This window comes from Prosthecobacter sp. (assembly GCF_044378005.1).
Taxonomy (GTDB): domain Bacteria; phylum Verrucomicrobiota; class Verrucomicrobiia; order Verrucomicrobiales; family Verrucomicrobiaceae; genus Prosthecobacter.
The window spans coordinates 18,118-41,492 of sequence record NZ_JBILYB010000048.1 but is presented as its reverse complement, the minus strand read 5'-3'; the positions used below and the strand labels follow the sequence as shown (position 1 = coordinate 41,492).

Genomic DNA, 23,375 nt, shown 5'->3' with positions numbered 1-23,375 from the left:
CAACCTCGTCTCCGACCACAACGCCTACTTCGACCGCATCGCGGAAAGCGAGCGCGGCATCGTCGAGACCATGTTCATCGGCGAAAAGAAAGTCGGCCAGCCCAAGCCCGGCTCCTACGACGGCATGGATTTCACCCTCGCCACGATCCGCACCGAGACGGGAAATGAAAAACACTCCCGCTTCGGCAATCCCGGCCTCCCCGTCGTGAAGGAACTCTCCCCGCGCTACGACAATGACACCCCGGCCAACAACGAGCGCACCTGGCAGGGCCAATGGTTGGCCAACGAACTCCACCAGACGCGCCAGGAGATCCAGCCGCTCGATTTCCATCACTTCATCGCCGCGCCCGACAGCCCGCTCGCCAAAGCCGCCGACGGCAAACCCATCGGCCTCGACCCGGCGGTGTTCGGCGCGGACTTCGCGCAGGCGGTGGATCGGGGCGTGCCTGCCGTCAGTCATCCCTCACCAAAATGAAACCCAGCCCCATCCTCCTCGCGGCTTTGGCCGTCGTTTCCACTGTCCACGCGGAGCTTCCATCCGACGAAGCCGGAGCCATCGCCTTTCTCAGCGGCAAAGGCGTCGAATTCACCAAGAGCGCCGACGGCAAAGCCACGCGGCTTATGGTAAAGGAAGGCGGGAAGCTCGCTGCCGCAGACTTTGCGCTCATCGGCAAGCTCACGAGCTTGGAGCAAATGGGCATCAACGGCGCGCCGCTCGCAGATGGCGAGTGGGCTTTCCTCAAATCGCTGCCGAAGCTCAAGACGCTCTCCATCTGGCACAGCGCGGGGTTTGGTTCGCTGGAGCCGTTTTCCGGGCTGCCCGTCGAGTCGCTGACCATCGGCGGCTGCATGGGCCTGCGTGATTTGAACGGCAGCGACAAAACGAAACTGCGCAACGCCATCACCACGCTGCACGACTTGCCGAACCTCACGAAAGGAAACTGGTATCACTCGCCGCTCGTGCCGGATGACACGCACCTCGCGCACATCGCCGTGCAGTTTCCGAAACTCACCGACCTGCGCCTCGACTTCGCCGCACCCGCAGGCACGCAAACGAGCATCACGCCCACCGGACTCGCCGCGCTGCAAAAGCTGCCGCTCACCGTGCTCGGCCTCGAAAGCGTCAAGAGTTTCACCGCTAAGCATTTCCAAGCCATCGCCGGCATCAAGAGCCTCAAGACGCTCACCGTGGACTCGCGCAAACAACCCGCCAACGAAGACGCCATCGCCGCCTTCAAACAAGCCCGCCCCGATGTGCAAGTCGCCGTCTCCCAGCCCGGCGACAAAGGCCCGCCGCAGGTGAAGAAGAAGTGACGTGTGGTCCGTTGAAATAACCAACCTTCCTTTCCCAATCATGAAATCGCTCGCCGCACTCTGTTTGTCCATTCTCTGCATCCATCGGGTCAATGCGGTGGAATTGAATCTCCCTTTGCATCCCGCCAAAGCGAAAATCATCCAGGGCATCGCGGTCACGGAGGGCGTTGAAGTCGTGCTCGGGTCAAAGCCGGGGTTTTCGGCCAGAGGTGCGGCGGAGACGCTCGTCGGCCTCGGCGTGCCGAAGGATGACATCGCCTCGGTGACGGTTCAGTCCAAAGAGCGGGAAGCCGTCGCCTTCACCGTCACGCATGACAAGTCCGGTCATGTGCTGGCCATCACCGGCAATGGCCCGTGGCTGCGCAACAGCACGCTTCGCTCCTTCAAGGCTCTGCCGGAGCTGCGCATCATCCGCATGGACCACAATGGCTTTGTCGGCAAAGACCCGCGCATCCCGGAGTTCGATGGCTGCGGGTTCGATGCGCTCACGGACTCGAAGCTCGCGGACATCAAGATTGGCCTCAGCTTTTCCGACAAAGGCATGGAGCAATGCGCGAAAATCAAAGCGCTGCGCAGTTTTTCTGTCGCTCATTCGCAGGCCACGGGGGCGGGCATCGCGTTTTTTGCCGGGCATCCGGGGCTGACGAGTTTCTCCATTAGTGAGATGGGTAAGCCGAGCGTCACCGAGAAGGCATTCGGAGCCATCGCGAAGATTCCGAACCTCACGCGCGTGGGTTTGGGCGAGTGCTATGTGACGTATGCCGGCGGGTTCGCGCTCCTCGCGCCGTTCAAGGGCAAACTCGTCGAAATCAACCTCAGCATGTGCGTGGCGGCGCAGGCGGACTTGGACAAGCTGAAGGCCGACCATCCGCAGGCGAACATCATCACGACACCGCTGGCCGAGATTCCGAAGCGACACATCTTCGTGGCTATGAGCCTCGCCAAACAGGTGCCGCCGGACCTCGCGGCTCCGCTGAATGCCGCCATCGAACTGGTCCGCAAAAAGTAATCCGTCATCGTCATGCGCCTTGCCACGATTCTCCTTCTGCTGGTCTTCGCCCAAGGGCTCCAAGCCGTGCCCGATTTCGAGCGCGAGGTGCGCCCGTTTCTCAAACAGCACTGCTACTCCTGCCACGATGCGAAGAAGGCGAAGGCGGGCTTTCGCGTTGATGAGCTGGGCACGGATTTCCTCAGCGGCAAGACGGCGGACTCCTGGCACGAGGTCATCAATCAAATCAACAGCGGCGAGATGCCGCCGAAGAAGGAGCCGAGGCCGGATGCGAAGGCGGCCTTTGCCGTGGTGGAATGGGTGGGCGCGAATCTGAAGAACGCGGAGCGCCAGGCACGCATGGCGGGCGGACGCATCCTGATGCGGCGGCTAAACCGCCAGGAGTATGCGAACACGGTGGGCGACCTGTTCCGGCTCGACCCGAACTTTGTCGAGAAGCTGAAACGCGAACTGCCTGCCGACGGGAAAGCGGAGGGCTTCGACCGCATCGGCAGCGCGTTGTTTTTCGACCAGACGCAGATGCTCGGTTATCTCGACTGGGCCGGGCAGATTGCCCGAGAGGTGGTGCAGAGCGCGCCGCCGAAGGCGGAGACCTATGTCTATGAAGCGGAGAAGAAGCTAAACAGAAACGAAGGCCCGACCGTGGAAGTGGCGCAGGCAAATGCGCATCAGATTCCGCTCGGTCCCACTTTTTACGACAAGAAAGTCACCGGCGTCGAGATGTGGGCCGGCCACGGCGGCAAACCCGATGAGGATAAGGCGTGGGCGATGGTGCCACATGGACCGCGCCCGGACCTGACGAGTCTGGTCACGCAGGATGGCTACTATCGCGTGCGCGTTCATGCCGGGGCCTCGCCCGGTGCGCGGGGCACTCCGGTGGTGATGCGCCTCACCTACGCCACCGGCACGCCGCTGGAGAGCGTGCATGACATCACCATCGAGGGGACTTTGGAAAAGCCAGGCGTGGCGGAGACGCTGGTGTTTCTGCGGGCCGGGCAGCCGGACCAGCAGAAGCCCCTGGTGCCGACTTGGAACGGCATCAACAACCTGCGCGTCAACAATCCCGAATGGAATGCCGTCCATCTGCGATGGCTGGTGGTGCAGGGCAAAATTTCAAAAGCTGTGGCCGCGCGTGACGATGCCGAAGCCACACGACTCAGGGCCGAGCGCGAGCAGGTGCTCAAGGACTTGAATGCCTTCACCGGGCCGCGCTGGATTCCGCATCCCACGCACAACGCGGCCACCGCGCCGCGCCTCTTTCTCGACAAAATCGAGGTGGAAGGCCCGCTGCCAAAAGAATGGCCGCCGGCGAGCCACAAGGTGCTCGGGCTCGATGACAAGACGCCGCAGGATGAGAATGGACTGCGCTCAGTGTTCGCATCGCTGCTGCCGAGAGCGTATCGTCGGCCCGTCGAAAAAGCGGAAGTGGATAAGCTCGTGCGCATCGCCGCCGGTGCGATGCAGCGCGAGAAGATACCCTTTCCCGATGCGCTCCGACTTGGCCTGCAAACGATGCTTTGCTCACCGGGCTTTGTTTTCATCCAGGAGCCGCAACCGCGTGCCGCTGCCGTCACCAAGGGCACGCGGCCGCTGAACGACTTCGAACTCGCGAGCCGCCTCTCCTATTTCCTCTGGAGCAGCCTGCCGGACGACGCTCTGCTCGCGCTCGCGGCCAAAGGCACCCTGAAGCAGCCCGCCACGCTCCGCGCCCAGGTCACGCGCATGTTGGCGGATGCGAGGAGCCGACGTTTCGTCGAGAACTTCGCCGGTCAGTGGCTCGATGTGGAGCAGTTCGGCAGCGTCGAGCCAGCGAAGGAATACAAAAGCTATGACAACGCTCTCAGGACCGCGAGCCGCGAGGAGCCGCTGGCGTTTTTCCAGCAGGTGCTCACGGAAAATCTGCCGGTCGCGAGCTTCCTCGATTCCGACTTCCTCGTCATCAATGAACGCCTCGCGCGGCACTACGGCATCGAGGGCGTGAGCGGCGAGGCGTTTCAAAAAGTGGCGCTCAAGCCGGAGCATCATCGCGGCGGCGTGCTCGGCATGGCCGGGCTGCTGACCCTGCTGGCCGATGGCACTCGCACGCTGCCGGTGCGTCGTGGCGCGTGGGTCCTGGAGAAGATGCTCAACGACCCGGCACCGCCTCCGCCGCCGAACGCGGGCGACATCCAGCCGAACACCGCCGGGAAAAACCTCAGCGTGCGCGAGCGACTGCAAAAACACCGCGACGAACCGAACTGCGCGAGCTGCCACGCCAAGCTCGACCCCTACGGCCTCGCGCTGGAAAACTACGACGCCATCGGTGCCTGGCGCGAGAAGCAGAACGGCGAAGGCATGGGAGGAGCGAGGGCTCCGGTCATCGACGCCAGCGGCGCGCTCAAATCCGGACGCGAGTTCAAAGACCTCACTGGCTACAAGGCCGGATTGATGGCCGAGCAGGACAAGTTCATCCGCGCCTTCACGGAAAAACTGCTCACCTACGCGCTCGGCCGCCCCGTGGGCTACGTGGACAATGCCACCCTCGAAACCATCCTGAAATCCGAGCCGCGCCTGCAATCGCTCGTGCAAGCCGTCGTCGCCTCTGAACCCTTTCAAACCAAATAACGACCATGAACATCCTCAAACACCGTTCCATCGACCGCCGCACCTTCCTGCGTGGCACCGGGGTCTCGCTCGCGCTGCCCTGGCTTGAATCCATGTCCTCGCTGGCACGCGCGGCTTCGACAGCGGGCGGCATCGCGGAGAGCGAGCGACCGAAACGCGCCCTCTTCACCATGTGGGGCCTCGGCATGAACGGACGCGATTACACACCGTCAAAGTTCGGCCGCGATTGGGAGGCAACGACCATTTTGAAACCCGTCTCCCATCTGCGGGATGACTTCACCCTCATCAGCGGCCTCAAGCTCACCCACTCCGGCGGTCACGGCGGTGACCGCACCTTCTTGACCGGCACCGCCACGCACAAAGCCGACGCCAAACTCCGCATCTCCGCCGACCAGGAACTCGCCGAGGCCGTCGGCAAAGCCACGCGTTTCTCCAGCCTCGTGCTCGGCGTGCATCGCGGCACCGGCTTCGGCAGCGGCACCATTGACAAGACGCTCGCCTGGACCCGCGGCGGCACGCCCATCCCGGCGGAGAACCGCCCACACATTCTCTTCGACAAACTCTTCCGCGCCGAAAGTCCCGACGAAGTCGCCGCCCGAAGGGTCGGTGCCGGCCGCACAGGCAGCGTGCTCGACGCCGTGCGCGACGAGGCCAAACGCCTGCAAAACCGGCTCGGCAAAGACGACCTCGCCAAACTCGACGAATACTTCACCTCCATCCGCGACGTGGAGCAAAGCATCGCCACCGACCTCGCCTGGCTCGACAAGCCGAAGCCGAAAGTCGCCGCGATTGACTTCGGCAAGAACGTCCAGGCGCTCGACCCCGAGTTGCAAGCCAAGGGCAACTTCGACTACCGCCGCTACCAGCGCCTCATGTTCGACGTCATCACCCTCGCGCTCCAGACCGACAGCACGCGCGTCATCAACTACTATGCCCGCCGCGACCTCAACGACGGCACCCATTGCTACGCTTACAAAGGCTGCCCCTACGGCTACCACGAGATGACCCACCACGGCGAAGACCCCGACAAGCTCAAGTGGCTCACCACCGTGGACACCTGGTATATGGAGGACTGGGCCTACTTCATCGAAAAGCTCAAGAGTGCCAAGGAAGGCGACGGCACCTTGCTCGACCACACCATGCTCGTCTGGGGCAGCAGCGGCGGCACCGAGAACGCGCACAACAACACCGACCTGCCCACCATGCTCGTCGGCGGCCATAAAATCGGCATCAAGCACCAGGGCCACATCGCCAAGAAAGATGTCCGCCTCGGCAACCTCTGGCAGACCATGTTCGGCGTCATGGGCGTGAAAGTCCCCGACAAATTTCAAGGCGGTGAGGCGGATGGCGTCATCAAGGAACTGGTGTGAACGAGCAGGAAATGAAGTTGCGCCGTCACATCATCGCACTCGCATTTTCCTTCGCCGCCCACGCGCAAGGGCCGCCGAACATCCTCCTCATCATGGTGGACGACATGGGCTACTCCGACCTCGGCTGCTATGGCGGCGAGGTTCGCACGCCGACATTGGATGCGCTGGCGGCGGGTGGTGTGAGGCTGGCGCGGTTTTACAACTGTGCGCAGTGCTGCCCCTCGCGGGCTTCGCTCATGAGCGGGCTGTATCCGCATCAGGCCGGCGTGGGCGACATGAACGAACAGGGCTCGGCGAATGAGCTGTGGCGGCTCATTGGCTCGCCAGCGTATCTCGGCTTTAAAAAGGAGGGCGTCGTGACCTTGCCGGAGTCGCTGCGCGAGGCGGGCTATCAGACCTTCATGGCCGGGAAATGGCATCTCGGTCAGGATGAGTCCTGCTGGCCGGGGCAGCGCGGGTTTGACCGGCATTTTGCGCTCATCGGCGGTGCTTGCGAGCAGTTCACCGGCTATCGCTCGTGGCAAAAGAAGGGACCGATTACCAAATTCGTGCTCAACGGCAAGCAGGTCGAAAAACTGCCGCCGGACTTTTACACGACCGACACTTTCACCGACCACACGCTGCGTTTCATCGAGGAATCCGACATCGCGCGGCCATGGTTCGGCTATCTGGCCTTCACGGCTCCGCATTGGCCGCTCCAGGCACATGAGAGCGATGTGGCGAAGTATGCGGAAACCTATCGTGCTGGCCCCGATGCAATCCGCCAGCGTCGTTTCGAGCGCTTGAAGCAAATCGGCCTCGTTCCCGAATCCGCACGCTTGTCGAAGCTCGACGCCGAAATCACCGACGAAGCCAGGAACGCGAAAAAGGAACGCAACGAGCAATGGATGCGCCAATACGCGGCGATGATCGACCGCGTGGACCAGAGCCTCGCCCGCATCGTCGAGACGCTGCACAAACGCGGCCAGTTCGACAACACGCTCATCCTTTTCCTCAGCGACAACGGCTCCGACGAAGTGCGCGGTCCGCTCTGGGGCCAGGTGTGCAACACGCCCTTCCGCAAGTTCAAGGTCTGGGTGCACGACGGCGGCATCGCCTCGCCCTTCATCGCCCACTGGCCCGCAGGCATCCCGGCCTTGCAGCGCGGCAAGATTGTGACCGGCCCCGCGCACATCATGGACGTGTTCCCGACCTGCCTGGACGCCGCCGAGGCGAAACATCCGCGCACGTTTGCCAGTCATGCTGTGCAACCGTTCGAAGGCACGAGCCTCCTGCCTGCGTTGCGGGGTGAGCTTGCTTCGATGCCGATGGATCGCCCGCTGTTCTGGGAACGCATGGGCAACGAAGCTATGCGGCTGGGCCACTGGAAACTCGTGCGCGGCTACGGCCCGTCCGCGGAGAACGGCGGCATCGCCACCACCGGCCCGCGCACCGGAGCCTGGGAACTCTATGACACCTCCACCGACCCCGGCGAAACCCACGATCTCGCCGCGCAGCAGTCAGAAAAAGTCGCCTCACTCGTCTCTCAACATGAAGCCTGGGCCAAACGCGTCGGCGTGGTGCCGCGTGAGCAAATCGTCAAACACATGCAATCCAACGACAAGAAATAGACCATGAACCGCCGCTCCTTCCTCCAAAAGTCCATGCTAGCTACCGCTGGCTCTTTCACCGCCAAGTCCTACTCGCAAATCATCGGCGCGAATGAGCGCGTGCGCGTGGGCATCATCGGCTTCGGCCTCATCGGGCGCATCCACACGCGCAGCTTTCATGGCTTGAAGGATCAGAGCAAGGTCGTGGCCGTGTCGGATTGCTACCAGCCACGCATGGATGCTTGCGTGGAGTTGGTGGGCGCGGATTGCGCGAAGATCCCCGACTTCCGCAAGATGCTGGAGCGCAAGGATGTCGATGCCGTCGTGGTGAACACCGGCGACCACTGGCATGCGCTGCAAATGATGCTCGCCTGCGACGCGGGCAAGGATGTGTATCTCGAAAAGCCGCTGCACCTTTTCGTGCGCGAGGGCGAGTGGATGCAAAAGGTCGCCGCTCGCACCAATCGCGTCGTGCAAGTCGGCACGCAGCAACGCAGCGCGGCGCATTATCACAAGGCGAAGGATCTCCTGCGCGGCGGTGCCATCGGCGACATCGTCAGCGTGCAGTGCAATTTCTTCCGCAACGTCATGCCCGGCATCGGCAACCCGCCGGATGGCGATCCGCCCGCAGACCTCGACTGGGACATGCTGCTCGGCCCCGCGCCGCAGCGCCGCTACAATGCGAACCGCGCCCTCTATCACTTCCGCTGGTTCTGGGACTACAGCGGCGGGCAGATGACCAACCTCGGCCATCACTCGCTCGACATCGTGCATTGGATTTTCGACATCCAGGCACCCAAAGCCGTCAGCAGCAGCGGCGGACGCCTTTTCCTCAAAGACAACGGCGAGGTGCCCGACACGCAGGACGCCATCATCGAGTATCCGAAGTTCAACACCGTCGTGCAGTTCCGCGAGTGCGCGGCGGGCGCGGGTAGCAGCAGCATGGGAGCGCTCACCTTCATGGGCACCAAGGGCACGATGACGCTCGGACGCGATGGCTTTGAAATCCTGCCCGATAAGAAGATCGACCCAACCAATTCGTATGCGAACATCATCGGCGGCCATCCCGTCGGCGGCCCGCAGCCTGTCCCTGAGCCCGAAGGCGACTTCTGGTGCGAGAAAGCCGAGGACAAGACTGGCGATTGGAAAGGGATGTATGTCGAACACGCCAAGAACTTCCTCGATTGTGTGAAGAGCCGCAAAACGCCGAACTCCGACCTCGCCAGCAGCCATTGGGTCAGCACCACCTGCCATCTCGCCAACATCTCCGCCCGCACCGGACGCAAAGTCGTGTGGGATGCCGCCGCCAACGACATCGCCAGTGACAAAGACGCCAGCGCCATGCTTCAGCGCCCCTATCGCGCACCTTGGGATACCGAACTCAAAGCCGTGCTCGCATGAACCGTCGCAAATTCATCACCACGTTGCCCGCGCTCGCCACCGCACGCTCATTGCTCGCAGAAGCAGGCGCTTCGCAGTCGCGACTTGGCATCTGCACCTTTTCGTGTCACCAGCATTGGAAAGCCGTCGGCGCGAAGCACGAAGGTGTGAAGTTCACCGATGCACTGAGCTTTTACCGCTATGGACGCGAGATCGGCGCTGAAGGTGTGCAGACGCCGCTGCGTGGTGCGAAGGCGGCGGAGATGAGGGCGCTGGTGGAAAGTGGTGGTGGCTACTACGAAGGCGAACTGCGCTTGCCGAAGGTCGAAGGCGAACTGGCGGCGTTTGAAAATGAAGTGCGCCAAACACGAGAAGCGGGCGCGACGGTGGCGAGGGCGGTTTTCACGAATGGACGCCGCTACGAGGTCTTCAAGACGCTGGAGGAGTTCCGCGCCTTCCATGAGCAGGCGAAGCGCACGCTCGCGCTCATCGAACCCGTGCTGCGCAAGCATCAGCTCAAGGCCGCCATCGAGAATCACAAAGACCACACCACCGAGGAACTCGTCGCCCTTATGCGCGGCATCAGCAGCGAGTGGGTCGGCGTGCTGGTGGACACCGGCAACAACCTCGCCCTGCTGGAGGAGCCGCACGGCGTCATCGAAGCGCTCGCTCCTTTTGCGCTCAGCGTGCATTTGAAAGACATGGCCGTGCAGTCTAGCGACGACGGCTTTCTGCTCAGCGAAGTGCCGCTCGGCACTGGCATGCTCGACCTGCCGCGCATGATTGCGACGCTGTCGAAGGCAAACCCCGCGCTCGTCTTCAACCTCGAAATGGCCACGCGCAATCCGTTACGCGTGCCGTGCCACACGGAGAGCTTCTTCGCGACTTTCCCTGAGCGCAAAGCCACGCACCTCGACGCGGCAATGCAGCGTGTGAAGGCAAATCCGCCCAAACAACCGCCGCCTGTCGTCAGCGGCAAAACCACGCCGCAAGTCCTCTCGGAAGAAGAAACCAACAACCGCCACGGCCTCGCGTGGATGCTGAAACAAATACGGGCATGAACCACAACGCACGACTCCCCAGCATGAAGCTTTCCGACCTGACGCAGAACCATTGGAAGAAACCGCAGAGAGTGGACGGACGCAGAGTTTCTAAATTTCGTTTTTGTCTTTCTCTGCGCCCGTCCATCCTTTGCGGTTTGGCGCTCGGCGCGTTCACTGCGAGCTTGAGCGCTGGCGGGGACCGGGGCGGGGACCGGGGTCAGGCAAAATCCAACAAACATCCAGCGTCGTGAGTTGGGCGGTGAAGGCCTCGATGCAATGCCGCGCCAGCGGCGGCGTTGAAAGAGATGCTGCGTAAGCCAAATCATGAGACAGACGACCCCATTGTCCTTCCGCATCACCGCCCTGCTGCTCGCGCCGCTGGCCACACTCAATGCGGCCGCACTACCTGGAAAACCCAACATCCTCTTCATCCTCACTGACGACGAGGGGCTCAGCGATGTCGGGTGCTATGGCTCGGACCGGTTCAAAGGCAAGACGCCGAACATTGATGCGCTCGCTGCGACGGGCGTGCGGTTTACGCATGGCTTCGCGCCGCCGCTTTGTCGTCCGTCGCGCACGACGCTCAACACGGGTCGCTACCTGTTTCGCAACGGTGCCCTGACTAACACCTCGTCGCACATTCCCTCGGCGAAGGATGAGCCGTCGCTCGCGCGCACGCTGAAGCAGGCGGGCTACGCCACCGGCATGGCGGGCAAGTGGCGGCAGATGAAGGATACGCCTGGCGATTGGGGCTTCGACGAATGGCTCACCGACCCGTCCGGCACGGGTTGGTTTTGGGAGAAAAGCTACATCAAGAACGGCCAGACCATCGAGACGCCTGAGCCGGTTTATTGCCCCGATGTGTGCATGGAGTTCACGCTGGATTTCCTGCGGCGACATCGCGAGCAGCCTTTCTATTTCTACTTCCCGACGCATCTCGTCCACGGCCAGATCCATCGCACGCCCGACAGCAAGCCGGATACGAAGAGATTCTACAACGACGACATCGCCTACGCCGACAAACAAGTCGGCCAGTTAGTGGCCGAACTCGACAAGCTCGGCCTGCGCGAGAATACGCTCATTGTTTTCAGCGGCGACAACGGCAGTGTGCATCCCGACAAAATCAACGGCCGCATGATCGACGGTCACAAGCACACGCTGCTCGAAGGCGGCAGTCGCGTGCCGCTCATCGCGAACTGGAAAGGCACCACGCCCGCCGGCAAGGTTGTGGACGACCTCGTGGATTTCAGCGACTTCTTCGCGACCTTCGCCGAACTGGCCAGCGCCAAGATGCCCAAAGGCGTGACCTTCGACAGCCACAGCTTCGCCCCGCAACTGCGCGGCGAACGCGGCACGCCACGCGAATGGGTCTTCGTGCAACTCGGTGCCGAATGGTATGCTCGCGAGCCAGGCTTCAAGCTCATGCACAACGGCGAGCTGTTCGACATGAGCGACGCGCCCTTTGCGCAGAAAGCCGTTCCCGCCGAGTCAGCCAGCGCCGACGCCAAAGTCGCCCGTGTGCGCCTACAAGCCGTGCTCGACAAACTTAGCCCGGCGTTCGGGAAGACGGATTCGTCCAAGTTGAAAAAGGGCAAAGGCGCAAAGGCGAAGGAAACTCCAAAAACAAAAATCAAATGAAACGCCTCCTCACTCTCGCCGCCCTGCTGTTCGCGCCTCTGGCCGTCATCGGCTCCTCGTCCCACCTCTTTCAATCCTGCATAAACCCAATCATCCTCCGGCTCTTCCCGTTCTCCCCAGCGTGCTCAGCCTTGGCCTTCTTCGTCTTCGCAATCTCTCGCTCCAACATCTCCTGCGTGACCATCCGCCGCTCAGGGTGCGGGTCTGTGCTGCTCGCTTAGATTGCATTGAGGCAAATGTTCAGGATGTCCCCACCGCTGAGTCCGCGTGATCTTGCGTGCATTGAAGTCATAGCTAAAAAAATCCACGTCGCTGAACATTCCACACTCTTCAACCCGGCATTGCCATCAATGCCGGGTTGAAGGGATGCGGATGTACCACCTCTACAATAGTTCAAACTCATCACGACAATCAGCCAGATAGCCTGCCGTTTTGAATTCACCGACCAGGGTGCGGTAGCGTGGATCGGGGGTCTTGATGACGTCGCGAAAATACCATCCATTACCTGAAGGTGTGGGCATGATGAGTTCTCCTGATTGGCTGCTCAAGACTGCGGGGTATCGGAAGAAACCGAAGCAGATCTCACCATGCTGCTCGTCAGTGACGACCAGCAACACGCCGTGAACAGGGATGAGTATGGTAGTGCCGTTGACGGAATCATGCTGCCAGACCTGATCGGTTTGTAGTTGGAACTCTCCGATCAAACGGGCATCATCCACATGACAGTAGCCACCGAGACGTTTGGAAAACTGTCTGCATTCCGGGGTGTCGAAGGGGACATTGAGCACCATGGTAGGTGCAAAACCCATTTTACGGGCTTTGTGTTCGAGTCTCCGCAGGAATGACTCCAGAGTGCTGGCTTGGGTTCCAGTGGGTGCGCTGAACGCATAGTGGTAACTAAGGCCCATGATAGTTTCCTTTCTGAGGTTAAGCGACCCCACCGGTTTCGCCGATAAGGTCGCATGGTTTGTTGTTATAGAAGTCGGCGAATGCCGTGCTGGATCAGAGATTGTGATCCAGATGTCCAGGGCCGTTGCCTTCGGGATCTGCTAGGACGGTTGCGGTGGCGGCGTGGCCGTTTTGATCGCGGCCACTGAGGACGAGGATGGGCAGAGCCTGCCCTTCCAGTTCGTCCCAGTAGATCGCAAGGATCTGACGGCCGACGAGCTTTTGGTAGTGCTCGCGTTCGATGCGGGTGGGTGCACTCATGACAGTAGTCCGACGTGGGTGTCGAGAAGACCGTGTAGAGCTTCGGTGCGCTTGGGGAGTTCGGCGAGATTGCCTTCCTTCAACGATTCGGTGAACGCGTTGAACAGACTCCAGACGTTGCGTGCCTCGAAGGCATCATGCCGCGGCTCACGCCACTCATGAAGGACGGGTGGGATGAGGCGGTTGGAGCACACTCCCACATCGGTGGCGCGGATGACGAGATCATGAGCTTCGATGTCGGTAATGTTCGCCTCTTTGTAGGCGGCGATGCGCTTGTCCTGGTCGTGCCATTTGGCAAGCAGGAGGCCGATGGAGCGAGCGACCAATTGCGGCAGGTCACGAACGATGAACCGGGTGTGTTTGCGCGCGAATTTGATCTCGCCACTGAATGACAGGTTATCGCAGACGAACACGCTGGCCCCGGCGACAATGCCGGCGGGGAAGGTCTTGTCATGGCTGTTACGCAGCCCAAGAACCCAGCAATAATCTTCGCTGGATTTCTGGGCATGGATTTCCATGAGACCGAAGTAGCGCTGACCTTCATGCGACAACGAATGTGCCTGGGCACCGATGCGGAGGTTGGTGGTGCTCAGTGTTTTTTGGACGGTGGTGATGAGCTGATGGTGTGGAATGGGGCACCAGCTATCGGTGGAGCGTGGCGTTCTGACTTCACGGACTTCTTCGAGGTCCACATGGGAGGCTCCGCAATGGAGCATGAGGTTGGGGGACTTGCGGCTGACGACAAGTGCCTGGTGTTCAAGATTGGCAATCATAAGGGTGGTTCCTTTCGTGGATGAAAAAGGCCGGATGTGCAGTGAGCACATCCGGCCTTGGTGGGTGGGTTGAGGGTGTTGGACGTCTATTAGAGCCGGACGCTTTGCAGCGAGCGCAGTGTCTGGCGGACGTTGTGGACTTCCTTCTCGCTGGCCTTCTGCTCGCGCATGGCGTGGCGGATGGTATCGCCAAGCTTGCTGAGGCCGTTGATGGCTTCGCGGAATCCCGCTTTGATGCTCTCCACCTGCACGAGGGCGGCTTCGAGCGCGGTTTTGGTTTCTTCTTTGGCGGCTGGGTGGGAGGAGCCGTTGGTTTGAGGCTGAGTTTGCATGGGTTGTGGCTTTTGGGGTTGCTCCGCAGGTCGCGGAAGGTTGGTGGTTGTCGCCGTTGTGAGGGCAGGGGATGGGGCCGGGGGCTTGGCTTCAGGGGGAGGTTCGTCGGAAGAACGCAATGGCATCACGATCATCTGTCTCCCGGCGCTGTGGAAGCGAAGGGGTGACATTGGATCAATGAGGCTGAGCGTGTTGAGCCCAAAGCTGAGGGCTTTGATGAGATAACGTCGGTCCACAAAAGTGGTGACAGACGGGCCATTACCCTTGGCGTCTGGCACCGGGACTCGCAGCCAGGGCTCGTCGGGCGTGTCTTTTCCAAGAAGCAGGAGCTGCCCCTGGTTCCAAGACAGGCCGATGGTGCGCAGGGTTTCATCATCATGACATGGCATGCGCTGGATCAGCTTTATGAGCGGTTCCAGTTTGGCCGGGTCGAGAGTGATGGTAGTCCTGGCTGTGTTGGGATTGGGGATGGGCGTGCGCCAGTCGGGGTATTTGCCTTCGATCTGTTTGCTGATGAACCTCCAGCGTCGGCTGGAGAGCTGGACGTGTTGATCATCGGCCTTCATCTGCCATTCTCCGTCGGCGTTGAACTCCTTCCATTCGAGGAACTTGTGGTTCGGGATGATCAGGGAGTTCTTCAACGGCAGCGTGAACGAGTTTGCGCTGTAGAGGTGCCTGCCATCCGTGCCGATGATGTAGTTGGCTTTGGGATTGCTGGTGTCGATGAAGGTGCCGTTGAGGACGTAGCGTGTGCTGTCCACACTGGCACAATCCATCGCCTCGTGAATGGAACGACGAACCTCCGGCGCCAACGGGATGGCATCCATCTGAATGCGCGGCGTTATTGGAAATTCCTCGACCGGGACATGGATCACTTTGGTTTCACCAAGCTGAGCCGCGAGAGCAAACTTGATGACCGGTCCTTGTGCTGAATGAGCGAGTTGGATTTGCTCATCTTTGCCGCAGTTCTTGGTGATTTGCACCAACTGCTCGTAGGGCACGAGAACAGTGGCGGGTGGTCCTTCAGCGGGGTGTTCGAGACGTACGGTGACGAATCGATCAAGATCGGTGCCCGTGAGGGCGATCCAACCGTCTGCGGTTCGTTCGATTTTGATGTTGGTGAGAATGGCAAGGGAGGTGCGTGAGTTGACGACCTTGCCCAGGCCAGCCAGGGCGGGTTTAAGTTCCGCCACAGGGAGGGTGATAGGATGCATAAGATGGAGTGGGGTTGAGGTGATGGAGGCATTTAGAGGCAGAAAGCGTCATGGCTGCCTGACTTCCGAGGAGGGTTGAGCCGGGGCGTTTTTAGCCTCGGGTGTCTGGGTCATTTGTGGTGCCACGATAATGACAGGTGGTGGTGCCTGCCGGTGACAGGCCATGCCAGTGAGGCACAACAGCGCTGTGAGGGCCGCTCCAAGGTGACGAAGGAGTTGTTTCATAGTGTTGGGTCTTGGTTGAACACAAAACCCATGCGCCTGTGAAGGACGCATGGGCAGCGAGCGTGGGATTAGTTAGGGAACCTCAGCTTTGTATTTGAGCTGGGAGGTGGTGCATTCGGCGGCGCGGATGTCGTCGCGCTGCCCGAGGTAAACCGGCTGGTAGATGGAGCCGGACTCTTTGAAGGCATAAAGGTAACGGCATTCCACCACGGTTCCCGGTGCGGGAACATCGTGGTTCGGCGGGATGGTGACGTTGCCGGCGGAACGAACCTTATCGCCCTCAAACAAGATCAACATGACACTGCGTTTATCGTTCACCTTGGTGACGATGAAGGAGGCAGTTTCGTAGAACTTGAATTTGAGCTGAGGTCCACCGGCGTTGGGCCTTCCGGGCACATAAGGGGCATCCACATGTTTGAAGACGACGCCTTCCTTGCCTTCGCGTTTGAGCTGCGAATACCAGCCTGCCTTTTGTGGAGCAAAGTGGCTGCAGACGATCTGGATGTGCGGATGGTAAAATGCGTTGAGGAGAACCTGCAAACGAAGGTAGCGATCAACAAATCCATACGTCCGCATGTCATCTCCGCAGATGGAGAGCAGATCGAAGGCGTGGAGAGTGTCGCCGACTGCTTCACCATCGAGGATGAAGTCGCCATCATGCTTGGCAGCACTGCGGACGATCATGTCGGGAACTGAGATGGTGAACCCCAGACGATTGATGCCGCTGATGTTGTCGCCTGCCTTTTTGATGAGAAGGCGGCGGCCATCCATCTTCTCCTGCATCAGGTAACCCGGATGAGTGAGAAGTGCTTCGGCTTCCTTTTCCTCAATTGGATTGAGGAGCTGGCACTGAATGCCACTGGGCTCTTTTGCGCTCGGGGATGAGGTGTGGCCGGGCGCGTCTTCACCAGCGCGATAACCCTTGGCGAGCTTTTCTTTGATGAGCTTGTCGTAGATGCCTTTGGCGATCTGGTAATCGACTGGTGCTTGTGTTTTGCAGCCTGTGTTGAGTGTGCTGCCACGACGACCGTAAGCGAAGTGAACCAGATAACCGTCATCCTTGGGCTGAATGCTGGCTTGATACACTTTGTCCGACGGTCCTTCGCGGAAGTAGATGGTGATGCTTTCCATGCTGTGTGTCCTTTCAGAAAGAAAAAAGAGCCGGACGATCCTGTGATCATCCGGCTCTTGAGTTGAGGATTTGGGATTAAGTGAGCTGTGTCAGTAGTGGTAGGGATCGCGGGGCTGTTGACGCGTGCGCATTAGCAGGATCGAGCGTCCAATGGAGACGAGTCCAGCAATGAGTCCCACCACCAGCAAGACCGAGAGCGGAACGAGCACGAGGTTGGAAGTCGTTTTCGTGATCGTGTCGATCCACACGTTGATTTGCTTGAGTGAGAATGAGACAAGCGGTGCCACCAGTAACGAAGGCACGGCCAGCCCAAAGGCGAGCCGCAGATTGAACTTGAACCATTCGCGCAGGGTTCCCTGCGGTGAGATCCAATATTCCAAGCGGCGGCAGGTGTAGCTGATGACCTCGGCCGAGCGTTCGATGGCGCTAAGCCGTGGCAGGTCGCAGTCAACGACCGGCACACTCAGCGCTTCAGGCTGCCATCGACGAACGACGATCTGGCGCACCTGCTTCGCCCATGTGGTTCCGTGTGCCATTGGCACCGGACGCGGGTTTTCGATCCATGGTTCTGGTTCCATCATAATCTTGACGTGTTTTTGCCCCGAGGGCGGTTCCGACGACAAACAACAACACGCAGCCGAAGGCCAGGGTGCCCGAGGCAATGACCCAGTGGCCGGTGACTTTGTGTTTTTCCGACATTTGATCTTCGAGATTCGCGATCTTGGCCCGGTATTCAGGGCCGAGATCTGGAGGATTGTCGAAGAACCAACCTGCACTTGCTGCTGGAGTGAGCAGAAGCAGGCAGATGAAGAGGATGAGAAGTTTCATTGTTAAAGGGTGGGGATGAGAAGCAGGCCGGTGCTCACGAGGAGAACCGGCCTGCGTCATGGTTAATACCAGTGGCGACATTCATTAAAGAACTCGCAGCTTGAGCAGTGCATCCCAGGCGAAAGGATGAACTCAGAGCGCTGGAGTCCGTCGAGGTAGGCTTCCATTTGCCGGAACAGACGTGTTTGCTGCGGCGGGCTCATGGGAGGCTGTGTGGTAATGACTACCTTGGGGTTTTTGAGTTTGACCAGGTGATGAAGCTGCATGCCCGCTTCCTTGGTGCCGGTATTGTGCCGGTATAGGACAGCATAGCTGCTGGTCTGGATCTCGTTGGTGTGGGCGACTTTTTCCGGGTTGGGGGTCGAAGCGATGGTTTTGTAGTCGATGATCTGGCCTTGCTGGACCAGATCAAGAATGCCGATGAGGCGTGGCAGACCGTGGGGTTTGAGATCCGCCTCCACCGGGACTTCCACGGCGTCGGGCTTCACATCGGCGGGAACATGGCTTTCACGCAGGTAGGTGTCGCATAGACGCCAGCCGGTGGTTTTATCGGCCTCCTCTTCACCAGGTTCCCAGGTGACAGGTCCCTCAGTGTTGTCCGCCCAAGCTGTCAGGTAGGTCTCGTGGACCACCTTGAGCGAGAGAGGCTTTTGCAGCCAGCGTGCCTTGTTCCAGCTTTTCAATACAGCGTGAACCGCATTGCCGAGATGGAGAGAGGGCGTTTTAGGCTTCTGCAGCCGGAGCACATAGCGGAAGTAAAACTTCAGCCTGCATTGCAGGAACAAGGAAAGCCGTGAGGCTGAGACCTTGTCCTGCAAGCGGGTGATGAGATCCTTCTCGCTGAGCTCAGGGGATGAGTCTTCAGCGATGGTGGTCATGCGGCCTGGGCGTGGTTGGGTTGTTGCCAGCGGGTCTGGCGTGCGGGTTTACCTGCCTTGATGAGCAGGTCCTCAATGAGTTGTGAAGCCTGCATCTTGTTGAGCTGCTTCACGCCGATGCCAAAGAGCTGCTGGGACAGTCCTTCAGTTTCCTGCTTGTCCATCTTGATGTCACTGATGATGCGCAGGATGAAGCCGCGTTGGCCAGGCGTGCAGTTCCATTGATCGAACGCTGGCTGTGGGGATGGGCTGGCGTTAGCGGGGCGACTGTTGCCGTTGACCTGATAGGTGCGTCCGTTCTGTGGTGCCGAATGACCGTTGCCTTGATTGGCAGCGTTCGTGTTGGCAGGCGGGATGAACCCAGGGTGCTGAATTTCCTGATCCACGGAATGCTGCAGAAGCGCGTAAAGCTTCTGAACTTCCGCCTCGACTTGCGAGATGTCAGTGAGTTCGACTTCAACGGAAGCGCTGAAGCTGTGGCTGCTGTAGGCGGGCAGGCCGAGTTTTTTGCTGTAATTGGCGCTGAGTTTGATGGCCATAGGTGGTGTTCTCCTTGATGTGGATTGATAGTTGAGATGGGGACGTGAAGAAGCCGCTGCACTGCCAGACAACAAAACACCCGGCCTCTGGTGAGAGAGCCGGGTGGAATGAAGCAGGCAGGCTGCAGCGACGTAGTTTGGCTAGCCGTGGATGGCAGCCTGATGGGGGTGGCCCTGGACCGGGTCGTTCATCTGCGTGGCAGCGATGCTCCATCCCTGAGTGTTTTTCAGGGACGAGGTGAGCAGTTCGTTGACCAGCCGCGTCATGGGCCGACGCAAGCGCCGGCCTTCATGATACAGTGCGCAGACAATAACCCGGTCGATGCAGGGCGAGTAATGAGTTCGCCGTGACATGAGTGGGTAAGGACGCCAGAAGAATGTTTCTGTCGTTCAAGTCTTTATAACTCGTTTTGGCAGAGAATTGCAGGTTCGGTTACTTATCACCCCAATCCAAGAGGGGTCAGCAGGCGTAGCGAAACATTAACGGCGTGTCTGTGCTGGCGCTGCCCCGTGCCAAGGAATACGAGTGGGTATGCTCGAAAAGTGTCCAATTAATGTCCGAGGAGATATTTTTTTCGCCACTATCAATCCGTCATAACTCATTGATCCTCAATGGAGCCGAGAGTCGGATTTGAACCGACGACCTGATGATTACAAATCAACTGCTCTACCACTGAGCTATCCCGGCAGGTCTCCAACCAGAGCTGGCGTCTGGCGGGCCGCGATGATGCGCCTGTTTGTCATCTCTGCAACGTGGAATTGCAGGAGGATTCGGAAATCCTGAATTGTGTTCCGTAGCGAGATGTTTGATTGCCAAAACCGAGGCTGCCTCTTTATCCTGAATCCGCCATGATCATCTCCCCTGACCAATACGAAAAGCTCGGTGCCTTTTACCTCGGACGCGGCTACGACCTCGAAACAAAACAGCTCCAGGACGATCTCATCATGTATGACTCGAAGGACCTCGTCACTCATGGCGTCGTTTTGGGCATGACGGGCTCGGGCAAGACGGGCCTCTGCCTTGCGCTGCTAGAAGAGGCGGCCATGGATGGCATCCCGCTCATCGCCATTGATCCGAAGGGTGACATCGGCAATGCGCTGCTCACTTTCCCAAACCTGAGTGCGGAGGAATTTAAGCCCTGGGTGAATGCCGACGATGCGCGCCGCAAGGGCCTCAGCGTGGATGATTTTGCGAAGCAGCAGTCCGAGACCTGGCAAAAGGGCCTCAGCGACTGGGGCCAAAGCGCCGCCCGCATCGCGAAGCTACGCGAGACGGTGGATATGGCCATCTACACGCCTGGCAGCAATGCGGGCCTGCCCGTGTCCATCCTCAGCTCGCTCGACTGCCCGCCCGTGGAGGTCATGGACGATGCGGAGACGCTGGCAGACCGCATCGAGAGCACCGTCTCCTCCATGCTCGGCCTCATGGACATCGACGCCGATCCCGTGCAGTCGCCCGAGCACATCCTGATGAGCAACATCGTCGCCCATTGCTGGAAAAAGGGCCAGAACGTGACACTGGAAAACCTCGTCCGGCACATCCAGCAGCCGCCGATCCGCAAGGTCGGTGTCGTCGATATCGACAGCTTCATGCCCGAGGCCAAACGCACCGCGCTGGCGATGAAGCTGAACAACCTCATTGCCTCGCCCGGCTTCGCATCGTGGCTGGAAGGCGAGCCGCTGAACATCCAGCGCATGTACTACACCGAGTCCGGCAAGCCACGCGTGACCATCTTTAACATCGCGCATCTGAGCGACAGCGAGCGCATGTTCTTCGTGTCGCTCCTGCTAAACCAACTGCTCGGCTGGATGCGCGCTCAGCAGGGCACCACTTCCCTCCGCGCCCTCTTCTACATGGACGAGATCTACGGCTACCTGCCGCCCTCCGCCATGCCGCCCTCGAAGAAGCCGATGATGATCCTCTTGAAGCAAGCGCGCGCCTTCGGCCTCGGCATGTTGCTCGCCACGCAGAACCCGGTGGATCTCGACTACAAGGCGCTGGCAAACATCGGCACCTGGTGGATCGGCCGCCTGCAAACCGAGCGCGACAAAGCACGCCTGCTCGACGGTCTCGAAGGCGCGGTCAGCACGAGCGGCGGCAAGTTTGAGCGCGGAGAAATGGAGACCGCCATGTCCGGCCTCGGCAACCGAGTCTTCCTCATGAACAACGTCCACGAGGACGGCCCATGCATCTTCCACGTCCGCTGGATCATGAGCTACCTGAGCGGCCCGCTGGCGAAGGATCAGGTGAAGCGTTTGATGGATCCCATCCGCCCTGCCAAGAAGAGCGCAGCAACCGCCGAGGACGATGGCTTCCTGCCACCTGGAGCCACCGCTGCGCCAACAGCAGACCGCAACACCATCAAACCAAAGCTCCCCGAAGGCACCGCCGAGTACTTCATTGCCAGCGATGTCAGCCCCGACGCGCTCTGCTACGTCCCCGCCATCCTGCGCAGTGCCGTGGTGAACTTCGACGACGCCAAACGCAAGATCGACGGCACCAGCCGAGTCACGCTGGTGAACCCCATCGACACGAACGGCCAGCGCGTGATCTGGGACAAGTTCGTGGACATCCCCCGCGATGTCGATCTCACCAAATGGAGTCTTTCACCGGAGGACGGTGCCGAATTCGCCGAACTGCCAGGAGCCGCGCAGAAGTCCAGCACCTACACCAGCATCAAGAAAGACTACACCGACTGGGTGTATGCGAATCACTTCCTCGAAGTCAGCTACAGCCCGCTGCTGGAGGCCTACTCGAACCCCGGTGAGAAGGTGGATGAGTTCAAAGCCCGCATCACCCAAACCGCGCGTGAGCTCCGCGACAAAGCCATCGAAGAACTGCGCGAAAGAGCGGCCAAGACCGTGAAGTCCCTCGAAGCCAAAGCCACGAAAGCCCAGCTCAAAGTGGACACGCAGAAGCAGCAGGCCAGCAGCGCCAAACTCTCCGCCGCCGTGAGTATCGGTTCCAGCATCCTAGGGGCCTTTTTCGGAAGAAAAGGAGGACTCGGCAGCATCGTGAAAGGCAGCACCGTCACCAGCGCCAGCCGCGTCATGCGCGAAGGCCAAGAAGCCGCTGCCGCCGAAGCCGAGTTGGTGGCTTTGCATCAGGAGATGGAAGACCTGAACAAAACCGTCGAAGACGAAACCCAGAAGCTCCGCGACCAATACGATCCCACCACCATCGCGCTCGAGACCTTCAAACTCACCCCCACCAAAACCCGCATCCAACCCGACGCCATCGGCATCCTCTGGCTGCCGCATGAGCGCGTGGGTGGGGAGCTACGGAAGGCGTGGGCGTGAGTTGAAATCCGAATGACGAATGCTGCGTCATTTGGGAGCGCGTCGAAGTCGCGGGAGCGTCGTGGAAGTGCGGTGGGAAGCGAAGCGCCACACCGCTTTCGGCGCTGCCCACGACGCTCGAAATCCGACGCTCCGACGAAAGCGGCGTCGTCACCCCTCCGGGGTTCTGCCGCCGCACTCCAAAACGCTGTCGCGACTTTCGTGCGGGCAGGAGTGCGATCACTGTCTTGCGTGAACGCTGCGAATGGTTCACAAACCATCCATCGTGTTCACTTCCCCCGCTCTCATCGCCGCCTCCAAAAACCTTCGCGAAGCACTGCGTCCACTTCGCTTCGCGCCGCCGACGGAGTTTGTTTATAATCCGCTGGAGTATGCCTGGGCACCGCACGAGGCTTATCTGACGCGCTTTGGTGGCACGAAGAAGAAGGTGGTGATGGTGGGGATGAATCCGGGGCCGTTTGGGATGACGCAGACGGGGGTGCCGTTTGGCGAGATCGCGGCGGTTCGAGACTGGATGGGCATTTGCGAGCCGGTGGGCAAGCCGGAGCATGAGCATCCGAAGCGGCGTGTGGTGGGCTTTGATTGCCCGAACTCGGAGGTGAGTGGGCGTCGCTTGTGGGGCCTCTTTGCGCAGCGTTTTGGCACGGCGGAGGCCTTTTTTAAAGATCACTTCGTGGCGAATTACTGCCCGCTGGTGTTTATGGAGGACAGCGGACGTAATCGCACGCCGGACAAGCTGCCCGTGGAGGAAACGACGGCGATGGAAGAGCACTGCGATGCCCATCTTCGCGCGGTGATCGCCGCACTGGAGCCGGAGTGGGTGATCGGTGTGGGTGCCTTTGCTGAAGAGCGAGCGAATCGTGCCCGTGAGGCGATGAAGGGCGATTTCAAAGTCGGGCGAGTGCTGCATCCGAGTCCGGCAAGCCCAGCGGCGAATCGGGACTGGGCGGGTGCGGCGACGAAGCAGTTCGTGAAGCTCGGAGTATGGAGCGAGTAG

At 60.2% G+C, this 23,375-nt stretch carries 21 protein-coding genes and 1 tRNA gene; 11 read left to right on the top strand and 11 right to left on the bottom strand.

Going from position 1 to position 23,375, the window contains the following annotated elements; translation table 11 throughout:
* From AC6FTP_RS11680 to AC6FTP_RS11640, 9 genes are all read left to right on the top strand, one after another.
* The coding region (locus AC6FTP_RS11680) for a hypothetical protein (RefSeq protein ID WP_497207096.1) at nt 1-475 on the top strand (475 nt) is incomplete at its 5' end.
* Nucleotides 472-1,314 (top strand): leucine-rich repeat domain-containing protein, encoded by an 843-nt coding sequence (locus tag AC6FTP_RS11675; RefSeq protein ID WP_497207095.1) that lies wholly within the window; start codon nt 472-474, stop codon nt 1,312-1,314. The genes AC6FTP_RS11680 and AC6FTP_RS11675, both read left to right, overlap by 4 nt.
* A 40-nt stretch (nt 1,315-1,354) precedes the next feature.
* A complete protein-coding gene (locus AC6FTP_RS11670; RefSeq protein ID WP_497207094.1) occupies nt 1,355-2,323 on the top strand; it encodes a hypothetical protein in 969 nt (322 codons plus the stop codon).
* 12 nt (nt 2,324-2,335) lie between these two features.
* Nucleotides 2,336-4,927, top strand: a complete 2,592-nt coding sequence (locus AC6FTP_RS11665) for a DUF1592 domain-containing protein (protein ID WP_497207093.1) — start codon at nt 2,336-2,338, stop codon at nt 4,925-4,927.
* 5 nt (nt 4,928-4,932) lie between these two features.
* Nucleotides 4,933-6,297, top strand: coding sequence for a DUF1552 domain-containing protein (locus AC6FTP_RS11660; protein ID WP_497207092.1), 1,365 nt, complete (start codon nt 4,933-4,935; stop codon nt 6,295-6,297).
* An 11-nt stretch (nt 6,298-6,308) separates the two neighbouring features.
* On the top strand, nt 6,309-7,907 hold the full coding sequence (locus AC6FTP_RS11655) for an arylsulfatase (RefSeq protein WP_497207091.1): 1,599 nt from the start codon (nt 6,309-6,311) through the stop codon (nt 7,905-7,907).
* A gap of 3 nt (nt 7,908-7,910) precedes the next feature.
* Nucleotides 7,911-9,287: a Gfo/Idh/MocA family protein gene (locus AC6FTP_RS11650; RefSeq protein WP_497207090.1), complete on the top strand. Its 1,377-nt coding sequence runs from the start codon at nt 7,911-7,913 to the stop codon at nt 9,285-9,287.
* Entirely contained in the window at nt 9,284-10,327 is a 1,044-nt protein-coding gene (locus AC6FTP_RS11645) for a sugar phosphate isomerase/epimerase family protein (protein ID WP_497207089.1), read from the top strand. Before AC6FTP_RS11650 ends, AC6FTP_RS11645 begins: the two co-directional genes overlap by 4 nt.
* A gap of 306 nt (nt 10,328-10,633) precedes the next feature.
* Nucleotides 10,634-11,947, top strand: a complete 1,314-nt coding sequence (locus AC6FTP_RS11640) for a sulfatase-like hydrolase/transferase (protein WP_497207088.1) — start codon at nt 10,634-10,636, stop codon at nt 11,945-11,947.
* 383 nt (nt 11,948-12,330) lie between these two features.
* Here the strand turns inward: AC6FTP_RS11640 and AC6FTP_RS11635 are convergent, their stop codons facing one another.
* The 11 genes from AC6FTP_RS11635 to AC6FTP_RS11585 form a co-directional block, all read right to left on the bottom strand.
* On the bottom strand, nt 12,331-12,738 hold the full coding sequence (locus AC6FTP_RS11635; protein ID WP_497207087.1) for a hypothetical protein: 408 nt from the start codon (nt 12,736-12,738) through the stop codon (nt 12,331-12,333).
* Between the two features lie 211 nt (nt 12,739-12,949).
* Nucleotides 12,950-13,156 (bottom strand): hypothetical protein, encoded by a 207-nt coding sequence (locus tag AC6FTP_RS11630; protein ID WP_497207086.1) that lies wholly within the window; start codon nt 13,154-13,156, stop codon nt 12,950-12,952.
* Nucleotides 13,153-13,929, bottom strand: coding sequence for a DUF932 domain-containing protein (locus tag AC6FTP_RS11625; RefSeq protein WP_497207085.1), 777 nt, complete (start codon nt 13,927-13,929; stop codon nt 13,153-13,155). Before AC6FTP_RS11625 ends, AC6FTP_RS11630 begins: the two co-directional genes overlap by 4 nt.
* Before the next feature lie 89 nt (nt 13,930-14,018).
* The gene (locus AC6FTP_RS11620) at nt 14,019-15,476 is read right to left on the bottom strand and encodes a DNA polymerase III subunit beta (RefSeq protein ID WP_497207084.1); all 1,458 of its coding nucleotides are present in this window, start codon (nt 15,474-15,476) and stop codon (nt 14,019-14,021) included.
* A 297-nt stretch (nt 15,477-15,773) separates the two neighbouring features.
* A complete protein-coding gene (locus tag AC6FTP_RS11615) occupies nt 15,774-16,832 on the bottom strand; it encodes a WGR domain-containing protein (RefSeq protein WP_497207083.1) in 1,059 nt (352 codons plus the stop codon).
* A gap of 90 nt (nt 16,833-16,922) precedes the next feature.
* Entirely contained in the window at nt 16,923-17,369 is a 447-nt protein-coding gene (locus AC6FTP_RS11610; RefSeq protein ID WP_497207082.1) for a hypothetical protein, read from the bottom strand.
* Nucleotides 17,305-17,661, bottom strand: a complete 357-nt coding sequence (locus AC6FTP_RS11605) for a hypothetical protein (RefSeq protein ID WP_497207081.1) — start codon at nt 17,659-17,661, stop codon at nt 17,305-17,307. Before AC6FTP_RS11605 ends, AC6FTP_RS11610 begins: the two co-directional genes overlap by 65 nt.
* A gap of 62 nt (nt 17,662-17,723) precedes the next feature.
* Nucleotides 17,724-18,539, bottom strand: coding sequence for a RecB family exonuclease (locus AC6FTP_RS11600; RefSeq protein WP_497207080.1), 816 nt, complete (start codon nt 18,537-18,539; stop codon nt 17,724-17,726).
* Nucleotides 18,536-19,078 (bottom strand): hypothetical protein, encoded by a 543-nt coding sequence (locus AC6FTP_RS11595; RefSeq protein ID WP_497207079.1) that lies wholly within the window; start codon nt 19,076-19,078, stop codon nt 18,536-18,538. The genes AC6FTP_RS11600 and AC6FTP_RS11595 overlap by 4 nt, the downstream gene beginning before the upstream one ends.
* A gap of 141 nt (nt 19,079-19,219) precedes the next feature.
* Nucleotides 19,220-19,432 (bottom strand): hypothetical protein, encoded by a 213-nt coding sequence (locus AC6FTP_RS11590; RefSeq protein ID WP_497207078.1) that lies wholly within the window; start codon nt 19,430-19,432, stop codon nt 19,220-19,222.
* Nucleotides 19,433-19,691: 259 nt separating this feature from the next.
* Nucleotides 19,692-19,766: transfer RNA gene (locus AC6FTP_RS11585), tRNA-Thr, on the bottom strand.
* A gap of 161 nt (nt 19,767-19,927) precedes the next feature.
* On the opposite strand from AC6FTP_RS11585, the gene AC6FTP_RS11580 reads away from it, so the two are divergent.
* Both AC6FTP_RS11580 and AC6FTP_RS11575 read left to right on the top strand, forming a co-directional pair.
* The gene (locus AC6FTP_RS11580; RefSeq protein ID WP_497207077.1) at nt 19,928-22,378 is read left to right on the top strand and encodes an ATP-binding protein; all 2,451 of its coding nucleotides are present in this window, start codon (nt 19,928-19,930) and stop codon (nt 22,376-22,378) included.
* A gap of 265 nt (nt 22,379-22,643) precedes the next feature.
* A complete protein-coding gene (locus AC6FTP_RS11575) occupies nt 22,644-23,375 on the top strand; it encodes a uracil-DNA glycosylase family protein (RefSeq protein WP_497207076.1) in 732 nt (243 codons plus the stop codon).

What these genes read in the sequence shown, in the direction of transcription:
- AC6FTP_RS11675 (WP_497207095.1), top strand. Translation starts at nt 472, where the DNA reads ATGAAACCCAGCCCCATCCTCCTCGCGGCTTTGGCCGTCGTTTCCACT.
- AC6FTP_RS11670 (WP_497207094.1), top strand. Translation starts at nt 1,355, where the DNA reads ATGAAATCGCTCGCCGCACTCTGTTTGTCCATTCTCTGCATCCATCGG.
- AC6FTP_RS11665 (WP_497207093.1), top strand. Translation starts at nt 2,336, where the DNA reads ATGCGCCTTGCCACGATTCTCCTTCTGCTGGTCTTCGCCCAAGGGCTC.
- AC6FTP_RS11660 (WP_497207092.1), top strand. Translation starts at nt 4,933, where the DNA reads ATGAACATCCTCAAACACCGTTCCATCGACCGCCGCACCTTCCTGCGT.
- AC6FTP_RS11655 (WP_497207091.1), top strand. Translation starts at nt 6,309, where the DNA reads ATGAAGTTGCGCCGTCACATCATCGCACTCGCATTTTCCTTCGCCGCC.
- AC6FTP_RS11650 (WP_497207090.1), top strand. Translation starts at nt 7,911, where the DNA reads ATGAACCGCCGCTCCTTCCTCCAAAAGTCCATGCTAGCTACCGCTGGC.
- AC6FTP_RS11645 (WP_497207089.1), top strand. Translation starts at nt 9,284, where the DNA reads ATGAACCGTCGCAAATTCATCACCACGTTGCCCGCGCTCGCCACCGCA.
- AC6FTP_RS11640 (WP_497207088.1), top strand. Translation starts at nt 10,634, where the DNA reads ATGAGACAGACGACCCCATTGTCCTTCCGCATCACCGCCCTGCTGCTC.
- AC6FTP_RS11635 (WP_497207087.1), bottom strand. Translation starts at nt 12,738, where the DNA reads ATGGTGCTCAATGTCCCCTTCGACACCCCGGAATGCAGACAGTTTTCC.
- AC6FTP_RS11630 (WP_497207086.1), bottom strand. Translation starts at nt 13,156, where the DNA reads ATGAGTGCACCCACCCGCATCGAACGCGAGCACTACCAAAAGCTCGTC.
- AC6FTP_RS11625 (WP_497207085.1), bottom strand. Translation starts at nt 13,929, where the DNA reads ATGATTGCCAATCTTGAACACCAGGCACTTGTCGTCAGCCGCAAGTCC.
- AC6FTP_RS11620 (WP_497207084.1), bottom strand. Translation starts at nt 15,476, where the DNA reads ATGCATCCTATCACCCTCCCTGTGGCGGAACTTAAACCCGCCCTGGCT.
- AC6FTP_RS11615 (WP_497207083.1), bottom strand. Translation starts at nt 16,832, where the DNA reads ATGGAAAGCATCACCATCTACTTCCGCGAAGGACCGTCGGACAAAGTG.
- AC6FTP_RS11610 (WP_497207082.1), bottom strand. Translation starts at nt 17,369, where the DNA reads ATGGCACACGGAACCACATGGGCGAAGCAGGTGCGCCAGATCGTCGTT.
- AC6FTP_RS11605 (WP_497207081.1), bottom strand. Translation starts at nt 17,661, where the DNA reads ATGAAACTTCTCATCCTCTTCATCTGCCTGCTTCTGCTCACTCCAGCA.
- AC6FTP_RS11600 (WP_497207080.1), bottom strand. Translation starts at nt 18,539, where the DNA reads ATGACCACCATCGCTGAAGACTCATCCCCTGAGCTCAGCGAGAAGGAT.
- AC6FTP_RS11595 (WP_497207079.1), bottom strand. Translation starts at nt 19,078, where the DNA reads ATGGCCATCAAACTCAGCGCCAATTACAGCAAAAAACTCGGCCTGCCC.
- AC6FTP_RS11590 (WP_497207078.1), bottom strand. Translation starts at nt 19,432, where the DNA reads ATGTCACGGCGAACTCATTACTCGCCCTGCATCGACCGGGTTATTGTC.
- AC6FTP_RS11580 (WP_497207077.1), top strand. Translation starts at nt 19,928, where the DNA reads ATGATCATCTCCCCTGACCAATACGAAAAGCTCGGTGCCTTTTACCTC.